Origin of the sequence: Anabaena sp. 4-3, assembly GCF_001597745.1 — a bacterium.
Classification (GTDB): Bacteria; Cyanobacteriota; Cyanobacteriia; order Cyanobacteriales; family Nostocaceae; genus Trichormus.
Genome location: NZ_LUHJ01000012.1, coordinates 51,426 through 74,430 on the forward strand (window position 1 = coordinate 51,426; position 23,005 = coordinate 74,430).

The window sequence follows — 23,005 nt, forward strand, 5'->3', positions numbered from 1 at the left end:
ATACTTAATCATCAGTTTTTATTTCTGCTCTAAGTTATCCCTGACAACAGGAATAACAGGAATCTACCGATTATTGCAACCAAGAGGTACAGATAATGACAAGCCATCAGTCATCTTTTTAATTTAATCGGATTTTGGCTGGGACTGAAATACAAGCCTGTAAATTCCCCGAATATTTTATCTTGCTTTTGGTGGAATTTCTTTAATCTCTTGGGTTGAGAGCAAGCTAGTTGGGTCGGTGTTATTCTCATCTGTAATTAAGCGAATTTTGATATCTTGGTAAAAATCTTCTTGAAATAATTCGACTTTGGATTGAGCCGATAGCAGCAGTAAAGCCCAAAAAACGCTGACTATGTGACCGTTTTCTGATTCATGATGAGAGGTGTTTTGATGAGCTTGCTTTGTCTGCGTCCACAATTGTACAAGTTGTTCTAAATTGAGATAATTTTGGGCTAAAAGTAATTCTCTGGCGGCACAATGTAATACCTGTTCTAGTTCACCAGCTACTTCCGTCAAATTTTCCTGGTGTGCTAACTCCAGTGCCTCACGCATGGTTTTGATACTGGGCTGACGCTTCATACGAACAGGTTTACTGACTTTCTCCACCTGTTTTAGCTGGTTCGCCATGATTTGTAGTTGCTCGATTAACTCTTGTAGAGTTACACGGCGTTTTGGTGGGGGCATGGCGGCAGGGCGACGGCGCAAATATCGCTCTAACTGTAAACGATGACCTTGTTGTAATAATCCGTTTTCACTGGCGATTAAAGTATCATCTATGACATCTTCTAGTTCATCTGTTGCTGTTGACAATTGCATCAAAGTATTAGCTTTGTATAAAACTAACATTGATGCTGATAAAAATGCTTGTCCAGATTGAGACAAATCAGCTTCGTAGCCTCTGGCTGTTGTCTTTGGTGTCATGAGTTCTAAATAATTGTCAATCACCTCAATTACTTGCACATCCCAAGGGTCTATTTCTCCTTGTTGGGCTTGCTCAATTAAATTTGTGATTGTTTCTAATAGCTCGGAAGCATCCATTCTGATTTCCGATTGTGCCAATTTTCAAATAAAGGTAGACAAATACAAGCTCGATTAGGTTGTGAGTTTGTTTCTAATTATAGCATTATATTTTTATACATTTGTTTAAGTGAATTTTCTATATTAAACATTTTTCTCACTGGGAAACATTGACGATCAAAGTTTTTGGGAGCAACAAAAAGACTGAGTGGGAACAGGTGGGTAATTTCTCTTTCTGAAGAATGGTGTGTATATGGGCTAATTTCTTATCAAAAGAAAGATGTATTTTTTAGTTGGAAGCTTTGCAATAAGACTAGCTCCTTTAATTGATATCTGGCACCATTCTCAATCATTGTCTGGTGAGTAATGCCGACAATGTAAATATTAGGGCTTGAGGGCATTCAGGGCATTGCCCACCCTAGGAAAATTGCTATCAAATAACTGGGGCAAGATGTGACGTAACTTTAATTACCGAGGATAGGCATTTAATAATATGACTCTACTATCTATTGATGAATTAAAAACTTTAGTCACCAATCCTCAGTCGCCTTGTGTTTCTCTGTATATGCCGATGCAAAAAGCCGGGCCTGAGATTCGTCAAAACCCAATTCGCTTTAAAAATTTAATGCGTGAGGCTGAAGAACGGTTAGATGCCATAGGGATGCGCCATACTGAGGCGATCAACTTTCTGCAAGCAGCTAGGGCATTAGATCAGAATGATTTCTGGGAACACCAAGATAAGGGCTTGGCAATCTTTATTTCTCCCCAGGTATTCCGTTATTATTGTTTGCCAACTGTGTTGTCAGAATTGGTAGTTGTGGGGAATCAGTTTCATCTTAAACCTTTGCTGCATTTACTTAATCGCGATCGCAAATTTTATATTCTGGCTCTCAGTCAAAAGGATGTCCGCTTTTTTGCCGCCAGCAGCTATGACATCCACGAGGTGGAAGTGGCAAATATGCCCAAGAATTTACAGCAAGCTCTTCTAGAGGAAGAACTGCAAAAAGGGGTACAGCACCGCATTGCTACATCTAGAGGCGGAACTGCTAATCCTTTTCAGCAACCAGGGACATTTCATGGACAGGGAAGCCCTGATAGAGATAAGCATCAAGCAGATATTCTACAGTTTTGCTATGCCGTTGATCAAGCAGTACATGAAAAACTGCGGGATGAACACGCGCCTCTAATTGTGGCGGGAGTTGAATATCTCCATCCGATTTATCGGGAGGCGAATACATATCCTTATTTGCTGGAAGCGGGTATTACTGGTAATCAGGAAGTTATTAAGCCGGAGGAATTACATGAGCAGGCTTGGTCAATTGTATCTCCTCGGTTGGATGAACAACAACAGGCAGCGATCGCCCTTTATCAACAACTCGCCCCAGAAGATACTGCTCAAGCTTCTGATGATATCAAAGAAATTGTCCCCGCCGCTTATTACCAAAAGGTTGACACTTTGTTGGTGTCTCTCCAGCAGCAAGTTTGGGGTAAGTTTGATCCCGATACTCTGAATGTGGATTTACACTCCCAGCCTGAACCAAATGATGAAGATATGTTAAATTTTGCTGCTGTTTATACCTTGTTGAACGGTGGGCAAGTTTACACGGTTAATCCTGAACAAATGCCTGATAATCAACCAATTGCCGCAATTTTCCGATATTGATTTTTTGGCAGGTGTGGTATGAATTTTGAATTTACCGCAGGGTTTGGCGGGCTGCGGCTAATAATAAACGCTGTTCAGCACGCGCGATCGCCTGATATGTTCGTTCTACGGCTTCTGGTTCGACAGAAATGGCACTAACCCCCCATTTTACCAGTTGATCAATGATTTCTGGATAAATCGCTGGGGCTTGTCCACAGATGCAACAAGGGATACCCGCAGTTTGAGCCATCTGAATCAGTTGGGAAATGGCAGCCATCACTGCCGGATGCTGTTCATTGAGTAGCCTTGTTAATTGTGGTTGTTCACGATCTACTCCTAAAAGTAGTTGTGTGAGGTCGTTTGTACCGATGGAAATCCCAGCCACACCTGCTTTAACATATTCTGGCAATAAAAACAAGACACTGGGAACTTCTGCCATCATCCACAGTTGAAACTGAGGCACTTGGGTGAGTCCGATTTGTTCGACTTTTTGCCGACAAAAGGTAAATTCTGGGACGCTGCGAACAAAGGGCAATAACAGGTGAAGATTAGTGTAGCCAGCCTTGTGAACATTAGCCAGGGCTGTTAATTCTAAATCAAAAATGTCAGAATTCTGAATGTAGCTGAAGGTACCGCGATCGCCTAAAATTGATTTGAGTGATGATTGTGAGTTGTGGGCAGATAACTCATGCGATCGCCAATCTAAGGAGCGATAAAAAATTGGTTTGGGGGCAAAGGCACGAGCAAACTGTATAATCTGCTCGGATAATTTGTCTAACAATTCTGTGTGTCGTCCATCTAACAGCCAAAGCCGAGGATGTTGTCCTTTGAGTAGCGGAATCAGCATCAGTTCTGAACGTAATAATCCCACCCCATCCACAGGTAATTTTTGTACTTGCTCAATTAAACTGGTTTGACTAAGATTAACTAACAGTTGGGTAGCAATCATTGGGGAGTGAGAAGCAACAACAGTTGGCGGTGACAAGCTCAGATGAGGTGCATTCAGGTGTTGTGTGTCCCCTTGATTCGCTTCTTCTGCTCTCATGCGATAAATTTCACCGCGATCGCCATCTATCAGTAACCGTTCACCATTTTGAATCAAAAGTGTAGCATCTGTGGCGTTAACCACTGCTGGAATACCTAATTCTCTCGCCAAAATCGCTGCATGGCTAGTTAATCCGCCTTGTGTTGTCACGATACCGGCGACTTGTTGCAGTAGGGGCAACCAATCAGGTTTTAACTGTGGTATGACTAAAATTACTCCTTTGGGTAGTTGTTCTGGTTGTGACTGCGTATTGACGACTACGTGCGCTGTGGCTGTTACCCTACCTGTGGTGACTCCGATGCCTTGAATCAAGTGTAAGTTGGGAATGCCTAATTGGGGAGTGTTGACTTGGGTGATGTAGAGATGGGGTAGACAATTTTGCTCGGCAATTGTCCACTCAATGGTAAAGTGTCTACCTAGTTCACTGATAAGTTGATGCCCTAAACTCATCAATTCTTGTAGAGATGCTTCTGATAAGGCATATTGTTGTTGCTGGGCTTCCTCTAGTAAGTACGCACTCAGTCCAGTGTGATTTATTGTCAGTATAGTTGGGCGAGAATCTTCAGGTGTATCATGGTTCAGCCGATAAGCCAACATTTTATTGCCTAGATGCCTTGCCAAAACCGTACCTGTTTCCTGTTCAATCTGGTATGTATCTGGTAGCACTTCACCTTGAGCCAGGGCAATTCCTAATCCGTAAGTTGCTTCTATTTTCCATCCGTTAGTGTTAACCTCAAGTGAGCCACTGGCGATCGCATTCTCTACAGGTTGCACTAAAATGGCTAAGTTAACTTGTTGCAGATTAATTCCCATGCGTTGCCAATAAAACAAGCTTCTGGCACGAAACAGTTGACTCCAAACTTGTTTTAAAGTTGTGGCGATCGCTTCTTCGTCACAATGGCAGAAAATTGATTCTAATAATCCAGAGGTATTCCTCAGCTTTGGTATTGCTAAAGTTGGACGGAAAATTAAATGACTAGCTTGCCATTCTTGCGCCGCCGTCACAATTTTACTCACCCACTGGGTAGGTACAGGTGCATTGATAATTTCTCGACGCAACCGCACAGCCACCTGCTGAAGTTGTCGCCAGTTTCCTACATCCAAGTGTAAGGAAGAATCAGTTAAATGCGCGACTAATGAATCTGAATTATTGAGAGTTGCTAAAAATAGTCGCAAAAATTCCTCTGTAATCACAAAACCAGGAACAACCGGGTAGCCACGCTGTTTGATTTTGCTCAAGTAAAATGCTTTGTCACCTACTTTGGTGCGGTCTAGCAGTTTAATTTGGTCAAGCCAGTAGAGTCTATCCACTCAATTTTTTTAATTGCTCAGTTATTATTTTACGCTACAGATATCCGGTTTCCGCTAAATTTTCCGGTCTGATTCCCTAAAACAGAATATGTTGACTGTGCAATTAGTTTTCTTTAGTGTCATTACCCACACAAGTCAACAATTTTTGATTAAAATATTGACAATCACACCAAACTTCAATTCTAGTCTGTGGGAAATTTTAGCAATACTTTCCTTTAAAGTAGATTATTCTTTGTTGACAATATAAAATTGTTGAATTATTGGGATATCATATTTAGACTGGCCCTAGCTGTGCTAATTGGCGCAATTATTGGTATAGAACGTGAATTTAGCCACAAACCAGCAGGTTTCAGAACACATTTGTTGGTAAGTTTGGGTTCGGCTTTATTTACTCTGATTCCTCTCCAAATCACTACATTCCAATCCCACCCTGAAGTTCTCAGCCGGTTAATTCAGGGGATTGCAACTGGTATAGGATTTCTGGGTGCTGGTGAAATTGTCCGTCAATCTTCGGGGCAATCTCCTAATTTGGAACAAAGCCCACCACCACGTCTGGAAGTTCGGGGGTTGACATCAGCCGCCGCTATTTGGGTGTCAGCCGCCTTGGGAATTGCTGCTGGGTGTGGTTTATGGCAATTGGGGTTGATTGGTGCTGTGCTAACTTTTATTATCCTCAACATATTTAAACGGTTTGAAAGTTAGTTATTTCAGGTAAAACAAGAATCCAATCCCGATAATCGCTATTATTACACCGGCGATCGCTCGCCAACTGACTTTTTCTCCCATACATACAGCGATGGGAATGGCAAATAATGGGCTAGTCTGTAACAATGTCGCCGCAATCCCCGCCGCCGTCAATTTAATTGCTGTCTGTTGCAACCAAATTCCTAAGTATGTTCCGCAAAAAGATGCAAAACAGGTTGCTAAAAATACACGCGATGATTGCCAGGAGTTAGGCGAAAATTCGGCTGGCTGACGGTGAGGAAACCAAATCCAGGCTAAAAGCACTACCTCAGCCGCACTTAACCGTAACAAAGCAGCCCACAAAGGGGTAATAGTACCCATAGTAAAGGCGACGCGAGAGATAACGGTGGCGATGGCGTTTGTAATTGCGGCTAAGACACCAAAACCTACACCTGTCCACAGGTGCGTGGGGGAATGATTGCTGGTGTTGGGAACTCGTTCTGTGACTACCCAAGCGACACCTAAAATTGTCAGTAAAATCCCACACCAAGCCCTGATGTTGAGTTGTTCTTGTAAAACAAGATTAGCAGCGATCGCAGTCATAGCTGGGGAAAGAGTACCAAGCAGTAAAACCCGCCGCGCCCCTAAGTAATTAATCGCCCGTAAAAACGCTGTATCCCCCCAACTAATACCGATAACCCCACTCAAACACAACAGCAAAATCGGCATGGGGGCAGAAATCGGTAAGGTTTCTCTAGTGAATAGGATAGTCAAAATCAACAAGGCGATCGCTACTATTCCCTTGAGCAGATTTAGCTGTAATGGCGGAATGTGTCGCCCGACAATAGCATACACCGTGGAAGCGATCGCCCACAAACCAGCCGCCAATAAAGCCGCTAATTCACCCTGAGTATTACTAAGTAGAAAAGTTAAAGAATTATTAAAAATCAAATCCTTCCCTAAATTTATGCCTGAAACTCTTTAATAATACATCAAACAACTACATAAAAAATTAGCACTCTCCGCTAGCAAGTGCTAATTTCACAAAAATCTTGAACGCCTAATTAATAGGTAATAGTTTTAGTTTTCCCAGGTCATGTTTAGGCAATTTTGACAAGCAATAAAACCAGAAAATTAGGCTGTTCCATAGAACTAACTCACCATGAGGAGCAATGGAATGAAATACACTTTTGACATTGTGGGCGTGTCTCCAGTTTGGCAATTTTTTACGCATCAACAGCAAACCTCGAATAAACCCCAGCCGCAAGCTATAGAATATTTAGCCACCCATAAATGCACCCTCGACGCATTATTAGAAACTGTAGAACCCTTGCCGATAAAATGGGGTTGGAATACCGAGCAAGTCATAGATACTGTAGTGCAGTTTTGGATGAATAACGCCGACAGTATTCGTTATTGGAAAGCGCGGTTAAACGATGCCGGGAAAGATAATATTCTCGTAGCTAGACTAGCCGAAATCACAGCGTTACAAGCGGAATTTGAATCTTTATTAGGGAGGAATTTTTGAGAAATTTCTCAAAGAATGTTTGACAAGTGATTAAGAATACTAAAAACCCCTCTCCAAACCTCTCTCCTACAAATTTAGAGACGTTGCATGCAATGTCTCTACATCATTGATTTGATGCAACTTCATAGAGAAATGGTATGAGTTTGTAGGGTGGGCATTGCTGGCAATTTGCTCAAACATTTCATATTATGTGATTGGCAATGCCCACCGATGATTAACTTATTCTACTTCATCACTTAACATAATCATCCAGCCGCAACCAACGGCTGAGTCGGAAAAACTTTACACCGTATTGATTCCCCAGTCAACAATTCTACAACATCCATACCATTGCCAATCACACCCGGCACACTGGGATAACCAGCACTGGCACCAACTAAAAACAAGTTAGGTAATTCTGTAATATACCCGATGCGATTTAACCCCACTTGCGACGGTACTAATTTTGCACCGTAAATATTACCTTGTGGTTGTCCCAAATAAAACTCACTCGTGGTGGGTGTACCCAGCACTTTCATGCGGATGTAGTTATCTAAATCAGGAATTAAATCTCTGACAGAGTTCATAATTTGCTGGTAAAATTCCCGCTTTTTAGCTTTGTAAGCTTTAGAGTCAGTTTTGTGTAGCTGTGCAAAAGGTTCATAAGGACAAACAGTAGCAATTTCTAAGATATGATGTCCCTGGGGAGCTACACCCGGTTCATGAGATTTCATTGTCGGACAAGACAGAAAAATCCACGGTTTGCTAAAATCACCTTGCAATTGTCGTTGATATTCTCTGTTTAAGTTCCCAGTCGGATAATACCAAAGATTCCAGTTACCAATACCGTAACGTTGCGGCTCAAACCGACTATCTAAACCCAAGTAAATATTAAAAGCACTCGCTGAGTATTCATAGCTAGTTAACCGCCGAGATTCTTTGTAACTGATGGCTTCTCCATCGTGCATTAATTCTACAGTTAATTTAGGGTCAAGGTCACTGATATAAGCCTTAGTAGCACGATAGGTTTTACCATCAGCAAGTACACTATGAATGCTACCGTTGCTGACTTGAATATGATTAACAGTTGTTGCATAGGCAATTACACCACCACCTGTGGTGATAGCATCAACAATGGTATTAACAAAGTCCTTAAAGTGATATTTGGGATAATATGCGCCTTCGGAATAATCCCAAACTAAAGAAGTGTGGGTAATTAAGGCGATTTCTTGGGGTGGTAGAGCATAGTCGCCACTCTGCCCGGCTAGAATTGCTTGTAATTTTGGTGATAATCCCACATGATTATATAAATCTTGTAGAGTCCAGTTTCGCCTGCGAAATAGATGAAAATATTTAGGCAACTTTAACCAATCAGACCATTTTTGGTTATACCAACGCAAATCTTTACCTAGGCTACGAATTTCTTGGTGTAGTTGCTTAATTTCGTCACAGTAGCGGTTAATAGCATTAGCTTCTTCAGGAAATGTAGACAGCAAGCGATAACGCAGATTTTCCCAACCTAAAGGTATTCTAAAATCTACCTCTGGGGTAATGACCCGATCTATGCAGTCTGAATCAAGGCTATGAAAGGCGACATCCCGACCAATATAATTAAGAAACTGCCCTATCGTCTGATTAGCACCGCATTGAGAAATATAATGTACATCAGCACAAAAACTGTATTCGCCATAGTCAAAAGTATGGCAGCAACCACCCGGTAAATAATGCTTTTCTAAAACTGCTACGTTATATCCTTGCTTGGTTAAACAAGCAGCAGTTGCTAATCCACCTAAACCCGCTCCTAAAATAACATAATCAAAGATTTCCATTTTCCTCTCCTCTGGTAATCTTGATTGCTTTTGATTTAATTAATGTTTTTTGATTTTTTGGTAAATGCTAAAAAAAATCAGCAAATCTGTGTCCAGGTTTGCAGATTTTGCCTCATATATATTCAAAAATGGAAAACCTCCAGCCAGAGACTTAAGTATTTATTCTGGGTTCATCATTGACGATGACAATGGGGTAGCACCAATCAGCTAATATGCTGTTATTTTGAGTATTTCAAACTAGATAAATACTGAGCCAAGAATTTTCTTAACTGGTAGATACTGGCTGGCTAATACGATGATTAGCAATTTACTTTGTAAATGATATTATCTATTCTATCTAATATCTTAATTTTGGAACATTAAAATTATTTATTTTAAAAATATTGTGCCAAAAGTTAGAGTTTTTTAACAAAGCTCATCTAAAAGATGGATGAGGTTGATAACTGAGGAAAAATCTTTTATTTCTAATAGCTGAATTTCCCAAAATGTAGGTTGACAGACAGAAAATTATGCTAATATATAAGTGGAATTGCAAAGAACCTCTGACATAGCAATAAGTGGCAACACCCTTAGTCACAGACATAGCCTAAGAGTCAAGCCAAACCAGGATCTGAAGAAGAGGCGACTATGGGAGGTTTAGGTAAAGATTGCAAGACCTGTAAACGAAAGTGCGTGATGGAGGACAAATTGCACCAAACAGAAGAACAGCAATGAGGGGTCTGCTTGAAAGCAACTAGACCCCTTAGCTTTTGTGGTGTCAAATGCTAAAATTTATTCTCAAGCGGCTTTTGCACCTGGTTGTCCGTTTTCCACCACAAAAGAAGCGAGGGTACTGATAGTAGCATCCTTTTCTGTAATCGTAGAAACAACCCGATAATCACTTTGCCAATTATCTCTAGTCAATTTACAACGGACATAACCCCGATAATTACCATTAAAAAATTTTGTGTGGGGATTATTGCTGAGTGCGGCTTGGGTTGATTCAATAAACCGGGTGGGAAAGTCAGAGGAAATGGAAGTACAGATAAACTCAGTACCGACTGTTGCAGACTGGGGATTATTAAAATCGGCTTTTAAATCATTTACCCAACTGGAATGGATATCTCCAGTAATCACCACTGGGTTAGAAGGCTTGCGTTGTTCGAGAAAGTTTAACAGGCGATCGCGAGATGCTACATAACCATCCCATTGATCCAAATTAAAAAATTGTACCTCAGAACGGGGGTCAAAATCAAACTGAGCTAGCATGGTTTGTTGAGCAATTATATTCCAGCGTGCTTGTGATTTGTCGAGTCCCTGAAGTAGCCAACGTTCCTGTTTTGCGCCTGTCATCGTCGCCTGGGAATCTAAAGCTGCATCACACCGGGGTTTGAGTCCGTCATTACAAGGTTGATCTGTACGGTACTGGCGAGTATCTAGAACATTAAACTCTGCTAAGTCCCCGAAAGTCAACCGCCGATATAGCAGCATACTAGATTTATTCGGTAGGGATGATAAACGCAACGGCATATTCTCATAATATGCTTGATAAGCGTTGACTCGGCGCGTGATAAATGCTTCTCGACTTTGATTATTTTCGGGGATATAGTTGGCGTAATTGTTTTCTACTTCATGGTCATCCCAAGTGACTATCCACGGGAATTTAGCATGAACCGCTTGTAAATTTACGTCGGTTTTATACAAAGCGTAGCGGTTGCGGTAGTCATTTAAGGTAATAATTTCCTCGCCAATGTGCTGGCGTGGCGTATCAGAGTTAGCCCCGTATTCGTAAATATAATCACCGAGATGTACAATTAAATCTAGGTCTTCTTCAGCCAGATGTTTATAAGCTGTGTAAAAGCCGTTTTGCCAATCTTGACAGGAAGCAAAAGCAAAATTTAGCTGTTGAATAGAATTATTCGGTGCGGGTGCTGTACGAGTGCGTCCTATGGGGCTAACTTCATTACCTACTTTAAATTGATACCAGTACCAACGGTTAGGCTCTAGTCCCCGGACATCAACGTGTATAGAGTGGGCGAGTTCCGGGGTGGCTAAAACTGTGCCTTTTTGGACAACCTGAGTCATTTTTTCGTCCCGCGCAATTTGCCACTCTACGGGGACATTTACGGGTTGCATTCCGCCACCATTCAGGGGTTCGGGTGCGAGGCGAGTCCATAATACTATACCATCGGGGAGAGGATCACCAGAGGCGACACCAAGCTGAAATGGGTAGTTAGAAAATATAGGTTGAGCTATTACAGGCCAGGTTTTGCTAGCGATGACTAAGCCTGTGAATAGTCCTGCACCGAGTAGAAAGTTACGCCGATTGAGTAGGCGATCGCCATTATATTGCATACTTACCCCTACTAAGATTTAACAGCTTTTATGTAAGCTATCAAACCAGAATCTTAGCAGGATTAAGAAGATGTTAAGTCTACAGTTCAGGAAAAATATTTAAACTCATTTCTTGCACCTCTACGTACAACCCCAGGTAAAGTAAAAAGATGCGCGATAAAGATACCTTACTTTTATAGGCTTTTGTCGATAAATCAAGGCTTTCATTTTTTTACTGAGTAATAAAATTACATCAATTTTTATTGGTGCAAGATGTGAGTAAACGCAGATGCACGCAGATATAGCTTGCTTCTCTTACGATGGCGTAAGCCTACCCGTAGGGTACGCGGATGAATCTGCGAGAAATCTTAATTTTTCTACCCTACTCTCTCCGATGAAGGCACGTTTTTAAACTTTGAGCTAAAACCTGGACATGGGGTTCTAATACAAACGTATAATGATTTCCGGGAACATCAATAATATTGATTTCTTCAGCCGCCATTACAGAAAATAATTCTACCCAAACTAAAGTCGGATCGGGTGCCATGATATGTTTTTCTCTGGCTCGAAAAACGGTGACTTTCCCAGGATATGGCTGTCGCTGATAAGAATAGGTGGCTTTTAAAGTTCCGACTAATACATCTAAAATCCGACGATTATTTTGACGTTCCACGCCAGGAGGAAAGATTTTCGCTTTTCTGGCTTTATCAATAATGTAATTGATTTTTTCTTCTAAACTTAAATGTGCGATTTCTGCGGGCGTGACTAGATTATCTAGTCCAAACATTCCTCCGAATACTCTCGAAAGTACACCCACTAAATAAACATCATCAATTGGTTTTTGTTTATCTAATAAAATGGGTACGTAAGAATCAAGTATTGCCAGCAAAGATACTTCTTGTCCTTGGCGTTTTAGCTGTTGTGCGACCTCATAAGCAACCACTCCCCCAAATGACCAACCACCGAGTTGATAAGGGCCTTGAGGTTGAAATTCCCGGATGGTTTTGACATAGAGGCTAGCCATATCTTCGACTTTGGTTAAGGGTTCTTCTTCCCCATAAAAACCTTGCGCCTGTAAGCCATAAAACGGGTGTTCATTACCGAGGTAATGGGCTAATTTAAAATAGCATAAAACATGACCACCAGCAGGATGAATACAAAAGAAAGGCTGTTGATCGCCTTGTGGTTGAATTGGTACTAAAGGCGAGTTATGAATCAGATTATTATCATCAATTGCTGCCGCTAAATCCCTAATGACTGGATTTTTTAACAGTGTCGCCAGAGGTATTTCTTTGTGAAAATGTTCTTCAATTTTCGAGATTAAATGCAAGGCTTTCAGGGAATTACCACCTAACGAGAAAAAGTTATCTTTAACTCCGATTTGTGGTATGCTTAAAATGTCTGACCAAATTTTAACTAATTCTGCTTCTACTGCATTCCGAGGAGCGACAAATTCATTAGTTTCAATGAAATGAGAAATATTCGGTTGTGGTAAAACTTTACGGTCTACTTTTCCACTAGGAGTTAAAGGTAAAGCTTCCAGCATCACAAAAGCGGCTGGAATCATAAAATCAGGTAGTTTTGTTTTCAGAAAATCACGCAAATTATTGATTGTTGGTTTTTCTGAATTATAGGTAATATAAGCCACAAGTTGTTTTTCTTCATTGTGATCAGCACGCGCCAAAATCACAGCTTCTCGCACTTGTGGATGTAAGCAGAGAACATTTTCAATCTCGCCAATTTCAATTCTATAGCCTCGGATTTTTACTTGATAGTCTACTCTGCCAACATATTCAATATTACCATCAGGTAAATAACGGGCTAAATCACCAGTTTTATAAAGCCGTTCCGAGGCTGATTTGGAATTTTTAAAAGGATTAGAAATAAATTTTTCTTGTGTTAATTCTGGACGATTCCAGTAACCACGCGCCACACCTACACCACCGATGTAAATTTCACCGATTTCACCCACATCAACAGGTTGTAAATTAGCATCAAGGATATAAATTTGGGTATTAGCAATGGGACAACCAATTGGTACTGTTGTTAAATTACTATCTTTTTGACATTGCCAAAAAGTAACATCAATAGCTGCTTCTGTAGGGCCATAAAGGTTATGTAATTCGCAGTCAAAATACTCGAAGAATCTATTTTGTAAATCTACAGGTAAAGCTTCACCACTACAAATAACTCGCTTGAGAGAAGTGCATTTTTCCACACCACGACTAGCTAGAAATATTTGCAGCATGGAGGGGACAAAATGCAAAGTCGTAATTTGTTCTTGAATAATTAAATTAATTAAATAATTACTATCTCGATGTCCACCAGGTTTAGCAATTACTAACCGTGCGCCTGTTAATAAAGTCCAGAAGAATTCCCAAACCGAGACATCAAAACTAAAAGGGGTTTTTTGTAAGATACTATCTGTAGAATTTATCTGATAAGTTTCCTGCATCCACAGTAAGCGATTACATATACCCTTATGGGTATTCATTGCACCTTTAGGTTTACCAGTAGAACCAGATGTGTAAATCACATAAGCCAAATTATCTGGTGTTACGCCACTGTCCAAATTAGTATTTGGTTGTGTAGAAATCTTCTCCCATTCTGCATCTACACAAATAGTATCAGCTTGATGCTGGGGAATTTGACTCAGTAACTTTTCCTGAGTTAATAATACATTGACCTGAGAATCTTCTAACATATAAGCGATGCGTTCTTGGGGATATTCTGGGTCAATTGGTACATAAGCACCGCCAGCTTTCAGAATTCCCAATAAACACACAACCATTTCTACAGAACGTTCTACACAAACACCAACTAATGTCTCTGGTTTGACTCCGAGTGTTTGTAAATAATGCGCTAGTTGGTTAGCTCTAGCATTTAGTTCTTGATAGGTTAATTGTTGCTGTTCAAAAGTTACAGCGATGGCGTTAGGGGTGCGTTTTACCTGTGCTGTAAATAAGTTATGTAAGCCTTGAGAAAGGTCGTAATTTCTTTCTATACCGTGGGGATTTATTAGTGTAGTTTGCATTTTTCAATATGAAGAATAATGTTAGTTAATGGCGTTGTGGAAGTGGAAGAATTTACTCACGCAGAGGCGCAGAGACGCAGAGAGTAAGAGGGAAGATTTTGAGGAGTCCTTAAAAAATAGGGTTTTAAGTTCTCCTCCGCGCCTCTGCGTCTCTGCGTGCCATAAAACCTCTTAATCTCCTCCCAATTCCACCAACTTACCGATGTTGAAATCTATCCGCGTCCAACCTTTGAGTTGACGGAGGTTGTTCAATAACAACAGAGGAATTTGCCAATGATGTACCATTAAGAACGGTAGCGGGTCATTTAACTGTAAAATCGCATCAGTTCCCCGCCAAATGTTCGCTAACCATTTCTTTAGCTGGGTGAAGGAACGAATACCAGTCAAACGCCAAACTTCGTGATAAGTCCAATAGGTTGGTTTGCTGGTTGGTAATGGTTGTAAGGTTTGTGTGAATGGTGTTTTACCAATGTAAGCTTCTGCAACTTGGGGGTGGTTGTAGAAGGTGGTAATTGCTGAGTGTGTGCGGGGGTTACACTCGATGACGTATACTTGTCCGTCTTCTGCTTGGATGAAGTCAAAGGAAATTTGTCCTGTTAGCTTCTGTTCTTTGACAAAGTGCTTCACCCATGCCAATATTTCCGGGTTGTCAACGTTTTCATAGTTGACTTGAAATGCTGATGACTCACAGCAACAATGTAGTCTTATTTCGCCATCCCTGACTGTGCTGTGGGTGCAGAATTCTTTTCCGGGAATGAATTCTTGCATAATCCACGGTTTTTCGGGAGTTATGGGTAAACTTCTGACGAATGCTGCTGTTTCTTCGGGGGTGGTGCAGGGGAGTTTGGTTAAGTCCAAACGTCGCACTGAGTCGTAAGGTATGCTTTTGAGGATGTATTTCCGAGTCTCGTCGGAAAAGTCGAAGTTGATGACTTGTTCGGGTGAGGTGATTTTAAAGGATTTGGGTACTGTTAAACCAAGCGATCGCGCTTTCTCTGCTAGTGCAAATTTATCATCCAGCATTTGGGTGATATCTGCATCAAAATGAAATACTTCGCAATAACGCGATAACTCTGGTTTGGCTAGGGAGTCGTAATAACTCCCGACGGGACTGGTGACGGGAATATATACATCAATGTTTTCTCTCTGGACTATATCTACTAAAGCTTTGATATAGTCTTCTGGTTGTTTTTGCGGTGCGGGAACTGTGTAAAATTTATCCACCGCTTGAGAAAATCTATGTCCCGTCAACCAATATTTATGAGTTTCCAGCAGTACCACCCGATGTCCTGCGGCGTGAAATGACCTGGCTAGTTGCAAAGCTTTGGTCATTTTTCCGCCACTGATGAGGATATTTTTTGGGTTGCTGGTTGTCGCGGTTTGGGGACGAAAGATAGCACCCAAAACCAAGTATATGAAAACAATACTGGCATTGATGGGCAATGCTAAAAATAGCACAGCCAAAGTCCCAATATTTTGCATGATTGCGGCTATTTTCGCCTCTAAACCTAGAGACGGTGTAGCCGGTGAGGAGTCAAGAGAAATTGATTGTGTCATAGTTTACACTCTGCGGATAATCGTCAAACCATCGCGCAGGGGGAGTAAAACCTGTTCAACACGGGGGTCTTGGGCTACGGTACGATTAAAGTCAGCAATAGCTTGGCCGTTAACACTGCGCTTTTCAGGAGGTAAATAAACTTCTCCTTGTAGGAGTGTGTTATCTACACAAATAAATCCCTGCGGTGCTAACAAGTTCTTGTCCAGCAGCATTTGGAAGTAAGTAATGTACTCTTTTTTATCGGCATCGATAAATACTAAGTCAAAACTTTCTCCACTGGCGGCTAATTTTTCTAGGGTGGCTAAAGCTGCACCTAGTTCTATCTGTATCTTGGCACCGTAGGGAGATTGGTTAAAAGCTGTCTGTGCTACCTTAGCCGCGTAAGGGTCTACTTCACAAGCTACTAATTTACCATCTTCTGGTAAGGCTTCCGCCATTGCTAAGGCTGAATAACCTGTGAACATCCCAATTTCTAGGGCTTTTTTGGCTTTGGTCATGTAGACAAACATCTTTAAGGTTTGTCCTTCGATATGACCAGACAGCATCTCTTGTTCTAGAGGACGCACTGTTGCACCTTGGGTAAAGTGTTCACCCCAAGCTTCTTGTGCGGTGGTTTTCGCCAGTGCAGCCAAGACGTTTGATTCTTGGGTGGTGCATTCTTCTAGATAAGGGTCGATACCTGCTGCTAATTCCCATGCTTGCTGAATTTGGTCTACTAATTCAGCAGGTAAGTTTTGCTGTTGCTTGACTTGTTCAACAATGGCTTCTAACTTCTGGGTTAAAATTCCCAAGGGTGTGACAGGTCTAGCTGTCGGTTTTGTGATTATATCAGTCATGCTGTAGCACTCCCTACAAGTTCTTTCTGGCTGCTGAGGGGATACATATCTACACCCTCGCCACCACGGGGATATGTGCTGCAAAGTTCTTTATGTTCTGCTAAAGCTGCGGCGGACTCGTCTTTTGTCAGGTCGTTGACGAAGAAGCATTCACCGATGGGTTTGGGCATGGCGGCTCTGAGTAAACCGTCTCTGGTGAGTGTGATAGACTCAGTTGCACGCCATAATAATTCTGCATCTAGTAGGGGATGGTCGAGGGCTAGACCGATGCGACTCATTAATCCTAAAATGCGATCGCGCTCTTGATTAGTAATATAGCCTCTACGTGCTGCCATAGTTGCAGACAACGCCATGTCAATATTCACAGCATGACCGTGGAACATGGGGATACGTGGCGCAAGTTCTAATGTCGGACTCCAAGTATGTCCATAGGCAATTACCCTGTCTAGGTCTAACTCATGCAGGTTGGGAACTTCCAACTCCAACATCTTTTTAATCGCTTTGTAGGTGACTTCGTTGGCTACTGCTTTGATTTCTGGCGTAGCATCAATATTGCCGAAATGCGTATGTAGTAAGTCTTCGCCGTACTTCTCCAACAACTCAAACACTTCTTTGTGTGCAACTACGGCAATTTTGACTAATTCCGCCATACCGTTACGCACTTGGTCTGTTGGTAGAGTCCCCAAGAAGGAGAAGTCTAAGAACACTTTGCCAGAAGCATGGTAAGCACCTAAACGGTTTTTCAGCTTCTTATGGTTAACTGCGACTTTGATGGCAACACTAGCATCAATTAATCCGATTAATGTGGTAGGAATACGGATGTAATTACTGCTGCGGCGGTATGCAGAACAAGCAAAACCGACAACATCTGTAATCAAACCACCACCAACTACTAATACTGGTTCTTTGCGAACTAGCTTGAAGTCTGCAAAGACATCTACTACTTTCTCAAATGTTTGAATTGTCTTGTTTGGTTCGCTAATAGTAATCGGAAAGAGTGTCAGATCAATATTGTGATATTGGAAATATTTTTGAATTTGGGTGCTGTATAGCTGACTCACATTAGCATCGACTATCGCCAAGCATCGCCCAAAATTTTTGTAGACTTCTGCCAGTTCTGGATTCTTAATCTCAAAAACACCATCTACATAAACTAAGTCGTACTCAATTTTTTCGTAGCCTTCTACATGGAAAGATGTTTCTTTCGCTTCTAAGGTGGTTTGAACGATGCTCATATTTTTTGCCTTTTAACTGCAATGAATTACTGTATGCGTTGCCTGAAACCTTGGGAAAATCCAAAAATGGTGAAATCACCAATACAGACTTCAGTCAATTAATCAGCAGCCTAATTTACTCTGATTTTTACTCAAAAACAGAGGGAATAACTGGCAGCATTTGAGGTGGTCAAAACTTAGCTGCACCAGAAGATAACGCTTATTATGTATAGCGTCTGGCTTTCGTATTTAGGGAAACATCTATGAGTCTTGGTTAAACTTTAAGACTCGGCAAATACGAGCAACATTCATTAACTTTCTCCCGTGTTTTAGTAGTGTTACTAGATGGAGTCCAATAATTATTGGGCTGATCGTAGACGGGTATATTATGTCAGTGGTTAGCAGGATTTGTCTGATTTGCTCAAGGAGCTTAAGGTTTTCTTCACATTCGTAAACATAACACTATTTGCGGAATAGTTGCAATATTTTGGAAAAAAATTTCCAAAAAATATCAACTTTGGGCTGAAACTTAGTTTACATAAGCATCATAGTTTTTAGATTGAACTGCCAACCCAATAAATTAGATGTAAGTTTGATATTCATTTCCATGTTCCGTCTCAACACTACTACAAAACTATCAATCCCATGCAATACCCAGGCAAAGATTTCCTGAATTCTTGAGCCAGAATAGGAGTCTAAAAGGCAAATTTAGAGATAATTGTTGCTTGCTAAAAACGCCAAAGTGGAGTGCTAACTATATTGCACTTCTACTTTTATCAGCGCAGCAAAAATGTCTTTGGTTTGGTTGAACCTTAAGGCTGCTACCAACACCTACAACAAAACTTCATGAATTTGCGCTTATTTTTAAGTTGGTAACACCACCGCAAGTCCTAAGTAATAGCGGACTTTTTGCAGTTGGGCAATAGGTTACAAGCTATTTTGAGCAGTTATCTTACTTGCTCCAAAGCTTAAACCATACTTTACATTTCTCAATGTAACATCCTTTGTAAAATATTGCACCTAAACTAAAGATATATTTTTAATCTTCTATGGCTGTTGACTAGATGAAAGGGAACAGGGAAAACTAAGCCACCCACAAGGGCTGGGGTTTCTACCAGCCTTGGGAAATAAGGATTTTTTCTCTGACGAGACGCTACGCGAACGCCCACAAGGGGCTTAGTAAAAGTTCTTCTCCCCTGCTTCTTCCTCTCCCCTACCTCCCCACTGCCTGTGTTTCTGAGGAGAAAAATTCATTAGTCCAGTAAAATTACTGATTGACAAAATGGTTTTTATCCTAGTTGATTAAATAAGTCAGCTAAGACCACATTAGAAAATAAAAACCCCTCTGGATCACACAGGCGTAATCTTTCGTTGACTACTTCTACCCAACCTTTTGTGAAGTAAGGTTGTAGACATTTGTAAACTGCTGCGATTTTCTCTTGACCAAATGTCTCTGTGAGTGATACCAAGTTTACACCCTCAGCCAAACGTAACCCCAACATTAAAGTTTCTAATAATCTGTCTTCTAGGGGTGTGATATCACAATCAATGACACAGCCAGTCTGTACCCATTGGTAATATTCTTTTGTGGTACGGGGACGAGTGAAGCGTTTACCATCTATATAACTGGCTGCACCCATACCAAAGCCATAATAGGGGCGATTTTCCCAATAAACTCGATTATGTTGACATTGATACCCTGGTTGGGCATAGTTGGATATTTCGTAATGTTCGTAACCTACAGATGTTAAAACTTGCTGTGCGGTTTGGTACATTTTGACAGTGGTTTCATCTGTGGGTAGGGGACTGTCACCGGGTTTGTAGTAACGACCGAAGGGGGTTTTTGGTTCAATGGTGAGATCATATATAGATATGTGAGTGGGTGCGATCGCTATTGCTTTTGTAAGAGAATCTTGCCATTGCTCTAAAGACTGATGCGGCAACCCAGAAATTAAGTCTATGCTAAAGTTGGGGATTTCGGCTTGGTGAATTAATTCTACAGCTGCAAAAATGTCTTCGACCGAGTGCGATCGCCCAGCTACTTTTAACAATTCCCCTTGCAACGCTTGTACACCCAAACTGACCCGATTCACACCCGCATCACGATAACCTGTAATATGGGCTAAATCAAATGTCCCTGGATCTACTTCCATAGAAATTTCCACACCCGCACTCATCCCAAACCGCTTGTCTAACACCGCTAAGATTTGTTGTAACTGGTTTGGGGATAACAGCGAAGGAGTCCCACCACCAAAGAAAATTGTCTGTAGTGGTTGACTAAAAGCTGGTGTCATGATGATTTCTTGACACAGCACCTCGACATAATGGGAAATAGTACCAGAATTTTCACCCCGCAGGCGATCGCCCACCACCGACACCGGAAAATCACAATAAAAGCATCGCCGTCTACAAAAGGGAATATGTACGTAAGCAGAACTCACAACGGCTAAATCATTAACTTTTTGCATAATCGTGAACAATAATAAACTTAACTAACAGAAAATTAGAAATAATGAAAATAAGTAGTTTATTTACAGTTATTATCTTTTGCTGACGAAACTATGAAATATCGGAAGAGAAAACACTTTAGTTATAATGTTTGCAGACATTGCCTGCATAAAACCCTAGTCTAAGTCAATATAAGTTAGTCTCTCTTACCGATGAAATTCAAAACTCTCGACTTTATCGGGTAAAACACTCGCAGGAATCAATCAAAACCATGCTTGATGCCATTATTATTTTCTCATTTATCCTGGCAGCAGCAGGAATAGGATTCTACAGCACCGATCTATTACCCAATGGTACGTTAGATCAGGTGACGAATCTAGAAGCTTTACGCTTAACTGTTGCTGTCTTTGCTGCTATTATTGGCGGTGCGATTGGCTTGAGTTTCCAAACGACATATCGCCGTTTAGAAGCACAAGTCCGAGAAATGCCACTGGAAGTTATTTTAACCCGTGCCATTGGCTTAGTAATCGGGTTATTGCTGGCTAACTTAATGTTAGCACCACTATTTTTACTACCGATCCCCACAGACTTTAGTTTTATTAAACCATTGGTGGCAGTTGTCGGTAGTATTATCCTCGCCGTCACCGGGATGAACTTAGCCGACACCCACGGACGGGGTTTATTGCGGTTCATTAATCCTAACACTGTAGAGACAATGGTAGCTGAGGGAACACTCAAACCCGCCAGAACCAAAGTTTTAGACACCAGTTGTATTATTGATGGTCGCATTGAAACGCTGCTAGACACGGGATTTTTAGAAGGACAAATCATCGTTCCCCAGTTTGTCTTGCAGGAGTTACAACAAGTCGCTGACGCAAGCAAAGATCAAAAACGAGTCCGGGGAAGACGGGGACTGGAAATCTTGAACCGTATTAAAGAAGCATATCCCGACAGAATTATCATCAATCCATCGGATTATGAGGATATTCCCACAGTAGATGCTAAATTAGTGCGTTTTGCTCAAGAAATCAACGGGACTCTCCTCACAAACGACTACAACCTATCTAAAGTCGCTAGTGTGCAGAAAGTACCTGTTTTAAATGTGCATGACTTAGTTAATGCTGTCCGTCCTAGCTACTTACCTGGAGATAACCTGGACTTAAAAATTCTTAAAGAGGGTAAAGAACCAAGTCAAGGTATCGGCTACCTCGATGATGGCACAATGGTTGTTGTCGAAGAAGGTAGTAGTTATGTGGGTGGTGAATTACGGGTAGTAGTCACCAGTGCATTACAAACCTCAGCCGGACGGATGATATTTGCTAAACCCCAAGCTTCAGCATTGACGTGAGGCAAATGTCTGCTGTAAATCGAGTTAAACTATGCTATCGGTGCAGTCAACCTGCACCGCTTTTGTATCGGGTGAAATTTGAAGAAAACGGAAAGTGGGTTTTCGTTTGTCCTCAATGTTGGACTGGTGTCAGCGAAAATAACCCATTTTATGTTTATGGTGGCACTTGGAAGGCGAGAAAGCAAAGAAAGTAATAGCATTTCTTAATGAAGATGCCCTTGATTCTGCACTGTAGAGACGTTGCATGCAACGTCTCTACATTATGGGCGACGAAACACAAACATATTACCCGTTGCGCCTTTTCCCACCCTGATTTCATCGTCTAAATATGACGTTATCCATACAGCCTGTTTTCGCAAAAATTCTAAGACTGGAATTGTTAACTTTGGCAAATTTAAGCCAGATATCCCCAAGGGTTTGACAGCTTGCACAGAAAAGCCATGAAAACTCACCATTGCTTCCTGTTGATTATCTCCCCAAGTCCAAATTCCGTCAGCCGAGATTTGCCAGTTTCCTAACAAGGGTAATTGTAACTCAGCACCATTGCTAGCACAGATGTGGTTGCGATCGCCTACAACCAATTTTTGCCACACCCGTTTAATCTTGATTCCACCCCACACCTCAGAAATTGAAGCCAACGGACGAGTAACCACCGTTCCACGAGAAGCATACACCAACTGCCAATTCCCACATAAATCATCTACGTGATTCACACTCAGGGGGTTAGGGATGGGATTGAGCATTTCTAACTGTTGCACCAGTTGATCAATCTTCGGTTCTGGTGATGGAAATAAAGCTTGCTGTACATCTAAGGCTGCTACTCGCTGCAATAGCTCATTTTTTAAGCCGAGTCTCCCGCCATCATTCTCCATTATCTCTTGATATCTCCCCTGATAAGTGAATTTTATCAGCATTATCACCCTTTTCTTGTCAAGTCAGCTTGACAGTTTGTAACATTATTGTTAAATTTATTTACATAAGTTAACAAAAGCTAGAAAAAAAACTATGTATACCACCATCAACGAAGACGGCATCCTGAACAACTACGCAACTGAACCAGAAATGTACTATGCTACCTATCCCAACCAAGAGGAGCAACGCCGCTACAGACTCCAAGGAGCATTTGCTACATTGCTTGTCACCACTTTAGTTTTAGTTGCATTGGGTGTTAGTTAAAATTTTTACTTTTTACTAGGTTTCTCATCGTCATTCGGACTTC

The 23,005-nt window shown here is 41.3% G+C and carries 16 protein-coding genes and 1 pseudogene; 6 read left to right on the top strand and 11 right to left on the bottom strand.

The annotated features are described in order from the left end of the window. Positions 1 to 177: 177 nt before the first annotated feature. Entirely contained in the window at positions 178 to 1,038 is an 861-nt protein-coding gene (locus A3775_RS01885; RefSeq protein ID WP_066382512.1) for a segregation/condensation protein A, read from the bottom strand. 472 nt (positions 1,039 to 1,510) lie between these two features. Between A3775_RS01885 and A3775_RS01890 the strand changes: the two genes are divergently transcribed. After that, a complete protein-coding gene (locus A3775_RS01890) occupies positions 1,511 to 2,680 on the top strand; it encodes a hypothetical protein (RefSeq protein WP_066382510.1) in 1,170 nt (389 codons plus the stop codon). Positions 2,681 to 2,711: 31 nt separating this feature from the next. On the opposite strand, the gene A3775_RS01895 is transcribed toward A3775_RS01890, so the two are convergent. Beyond that, complete coding sequence (locus A3775_RS01895) at positions 2,712 to 5,015, bottom strand: putative PEP-binding protein (RefSeq protein ID WP_066382505.1); 2,304 nt, start codon at positions 5,013 to 5,015, stop codon at positions 2,712 to 2,714. A 291-nt stretch (positions 5,016 to 5,306) separates the two neighbouring features. Between A3775_RS01895 and A3775_RS01900 the strand changes: the two genes are divergently transcribed. Next, positions 5,307 to 5,717 (top strand): MgtC/SapB family protein, encoded by a 411-nt coding sequence (locus tag A3775_RS01900; protein ID WP_231866919.1) that lies wholly within the window; start codon positions 5,307 to 5,309, stop codon positions 5,715 to 5,717. Here the strand turns inward: A3775_RS01900 and A3775_RS01905 are convergent, their stop codons facing one another. Continuing rightward, positions 5,718 to 6,650 carry a DMT family transporter gene (locus tag A3775_RS01905; protein ID WP_066382501.1) on the bottom strand — a complete coding sequence of 311 codons (933 nt, stop codon included), beginning with the start codon at positions 6,648 to 6,650 and terminating at the stop codon, positions 5,718 to 5,720. Positions 6,651 to 6,876: 226 nt separating this feature from the next. Here A3775_RS01905 and A3775_RS01910 point away from each other — a divergent pair, with 226 nt between their 5' ends. Beyond that, positions 6,877 to 7,227: a hypothetical protein gene (locus A3775_RS01910; RefSeq protein ID WP_066382499.1), complete on the top strand. Its 351-nt coding sequence runs from the start codon at positions 6,877 to 6,879 to the stop codon at positions 7,225 to 7,227. A gap of 245 nt (positions 7,228 to 7,472) precedes the next feature. Here A3775_RS01910 and A3775_RS01915 read toward each other — a convergent pair whose 3' ends face one another. The 7 genes and pseudogenes from A3775_RS01915 to hemW form a co-directional block, all read right to left on the bottom strand. After that, positions 7,473 to 9,035, bottom strand: coding sequence for an NAD(P)/FAD-dependent oxidoreductase (locus A3775_RS01915; protein WP_066423636.1), 1,563 nt, complete (start codon positions 9,033 to 9,035; stop codon positions 7,473 to 7,475). A gap of 777 nt (positions 9,036 to 9,812) precedes the next feature. Continuing rightward, complete coding sequence (locus A3775_RS01920; protein WP_066423638.1) at positions 9,813 to 11,369, bottom strand: alkaline phosphatase; 1,557 nt, start codon at positions 11,367 to 11,369, stop codon at positions 9,813 to 9,815. Positions 11,370 to 11,730: 361 nt separating this feature from the next. Next, positions 11,731 to 14,382 (bottom strand): annotated as a pseudogene (locus A3775_RS01925) (amino acid adenylation domain-containing protein); the annotation flags it as partial. 171 nt (positions 14,383 to 14,553) lie between these two features. After that, complete coding sequence (locus A3775_RS01930; RefSeq protein WP_066382495.1) at positions 14,554 to 15,939, bottom strand: ATP-grasp domain-containing protein; 1,386 nt, start codon at positions 15,937 to 15,939, stop codon at positions 14,554 to 14,556. 3 nt (positions 15,940 to 15,942) lie between these two features. Continuing rightward, entirely contained in the window at positions 15,943 to 16,776 is an 834-nt protein-coding gene (locus tag A3775_RS01935; protein WP_066382493.1) for an O-methyltransferase, read from the bottom strand. Then, positions 16,773 to 18,011 (bottom strand): sedoheptulose 7-phosphate cyclase, encoded by a 1,239-nt coding sequence (locus tag A3775_RS01940; RefSeq protein WP_066382488.1) that lies wholly within the window; start codon positions 18,009 to 18,011, stop codon positions 16,773 to 16,775. The genes A3775_RS01935 and A3775_RS01940 overlap by 4 nt, the downstream gene beginning before the upstream one ends. A 1,268-nt stretch (positions 18,012 to 19,279) precedes the next feature. Next, positions 19,280 to 20,458: a radical SAM family heme chaperone HemW gene (gene hemW / locus A3775_RS01945; protein WP_369815997.1), complete on the bottom strand. Its 1,179-nt coding sequence runs from the start codon at positions 20,456 to 20,458 to the stop codon at positions 19,280 to 19,282. 251 nt (positions 20,459 to 20,709) lie between these two features. Between hemW and A3775_RS01950 the strand changes: the two genes are divergently transcribed. Beyond that, complete coding sequence (locus A3775_RS01950; protein WP_066382486.1) at positions 20,710 to 21,786, top strand: PIN/TRAM domain-containing protein; 1,077 nt, start codon at positions 20,710 to 20,712, stop codon at positions 21,784 to 21,786. Positions 21,787 to 21,791: 5 nt separating this feature from the next. After that, on the top strand, positions 21,792 to 21,980 hold the full coding sequence (locus A3775_RS23345; protein WP_082803658.1) for a hypothetical protein: 189 nt from the start codon (positions 21,792 to 21,794) through the stop codon (positions 21,978 to 21,980). A 66-nt stretch (positions 21,981 to 22,046) separates the two neighbouring features. Here A3775_RS23345 and A3775_RS01955 read toward each other — a convergent pair whose 3' ends face one another. Beyond that, positions 22,047 to 22,700, bottom strand: a complete 654-nt coding sequence (locus A3775_RS01955; RefSeq protein WP_231866920.1) for a PAP/fibrillin family protein — start codon at positions 22,698 to 22,700, stop codon at positions 22,047 to 22,049. Positions 22,701 to 22,791: 91 nt separating this feature from the next. Between A3775_RS01955 and psb34 the strand changes: the two genes are divergently transcribed. Further along, positions 22,792 to 22,962 (top strand): photosystem II assembly protein Psb34, encoded by a 171-nt coding sequence (psb34, locus tag A3775_RS23990; protein ID WP_156481550.1) that lies wholly within the window; start codon positions 22,792 to 22,794, stop codon positions 22,960 to 22,962. Positions 22,963 to 23,005 lie beyond the last annotated feature (43 nt).

Coding starts and splice junctions, on each gene's coding strand:
- A3775_RS01950 (WP_066382486.1), top strand. CDS start 20,710: ATGCTTGATGCCATTATTATTTTCTCATTTATCCTGGCAGCAGCAGGA.
- A3775_RS01885 (WP_066382512.1), bottom strand. CDS start 1,038: ATGGATGCTTCCGAGCTATTAGAAACAATCACAAATTTAATTGAGCAA.
- A3775_RS01935 (WP_066382493.1), bottom strand. CDS start 16,776: ATGACTGATATAATCACAAAACCGACAGCTAGACCTGTCACACCCTTG.
- A3775_RS01890 (WP_066382510.1), top strand. CDS start 1,511: ATGACTCTACTATCTATTGATGAATTAAAAACTTTAGTCACCAATCCT.
- hemW (WP_369815997.1), bottom strand. CDS start 20,458: ATGCAAAAAGTTAATGATTTAGCCGTTGTGAGTTCTGCTTACGTACAT.
- A3775_RS01940 (WP_066382488.1), bottom strand. CDS start 18,011: ATGAGCATCGTTCAAACCACCTTAGAAGCGAAAGAAACATCTTTCCAT.
- A3775_RS01930 (WP_066382495.1), bottom strand. CDS start 15,939: ATGACACAATCAATTTCTCTTGACTCCTCACCGGCTACACCGTCTCTA.
- A3775_RS01910 (WP_066382499.1), top strand. CDS start 6,877: ATGAAATACACTTTTGACATTGTGGGCGTGTCTCCAGTTTGGCAATTT.
- psb34 (WP_156481550.1), top strand. CDS start 22,792: ATGTATACCACCATCAACGAAGACGGCATCCTGAACAACTACGCAACT.
- A3775_RS23345 (WP_082803658.1), top strand. CDS start 21,792: ATGTCTGCTGTAAATCGAGTTAAACTATGCTATCGGTGCAGTCAACCT.
- A3775_RS01915 (WP_066423636.1), bottom strand. CDS start 9,035: ATGGAAATCTTTGATTATGTTATTTTAGGAGCGGGTTTAGGTGGATTA.
- A3775_RS01955 (WP_231866920.1), bottom strand. CDS start 22,700: ATGCTGATAAAATTCACTTATCAGGGGAGATATCAAGAGATAATGGAG.
- A3775_RS01920 (WP_066423638.1), bottom strand. CDS start 11,369: ATGCAATATAATGGCGATCGCCTACTCAATCGGCGTAACTTTCTACTC.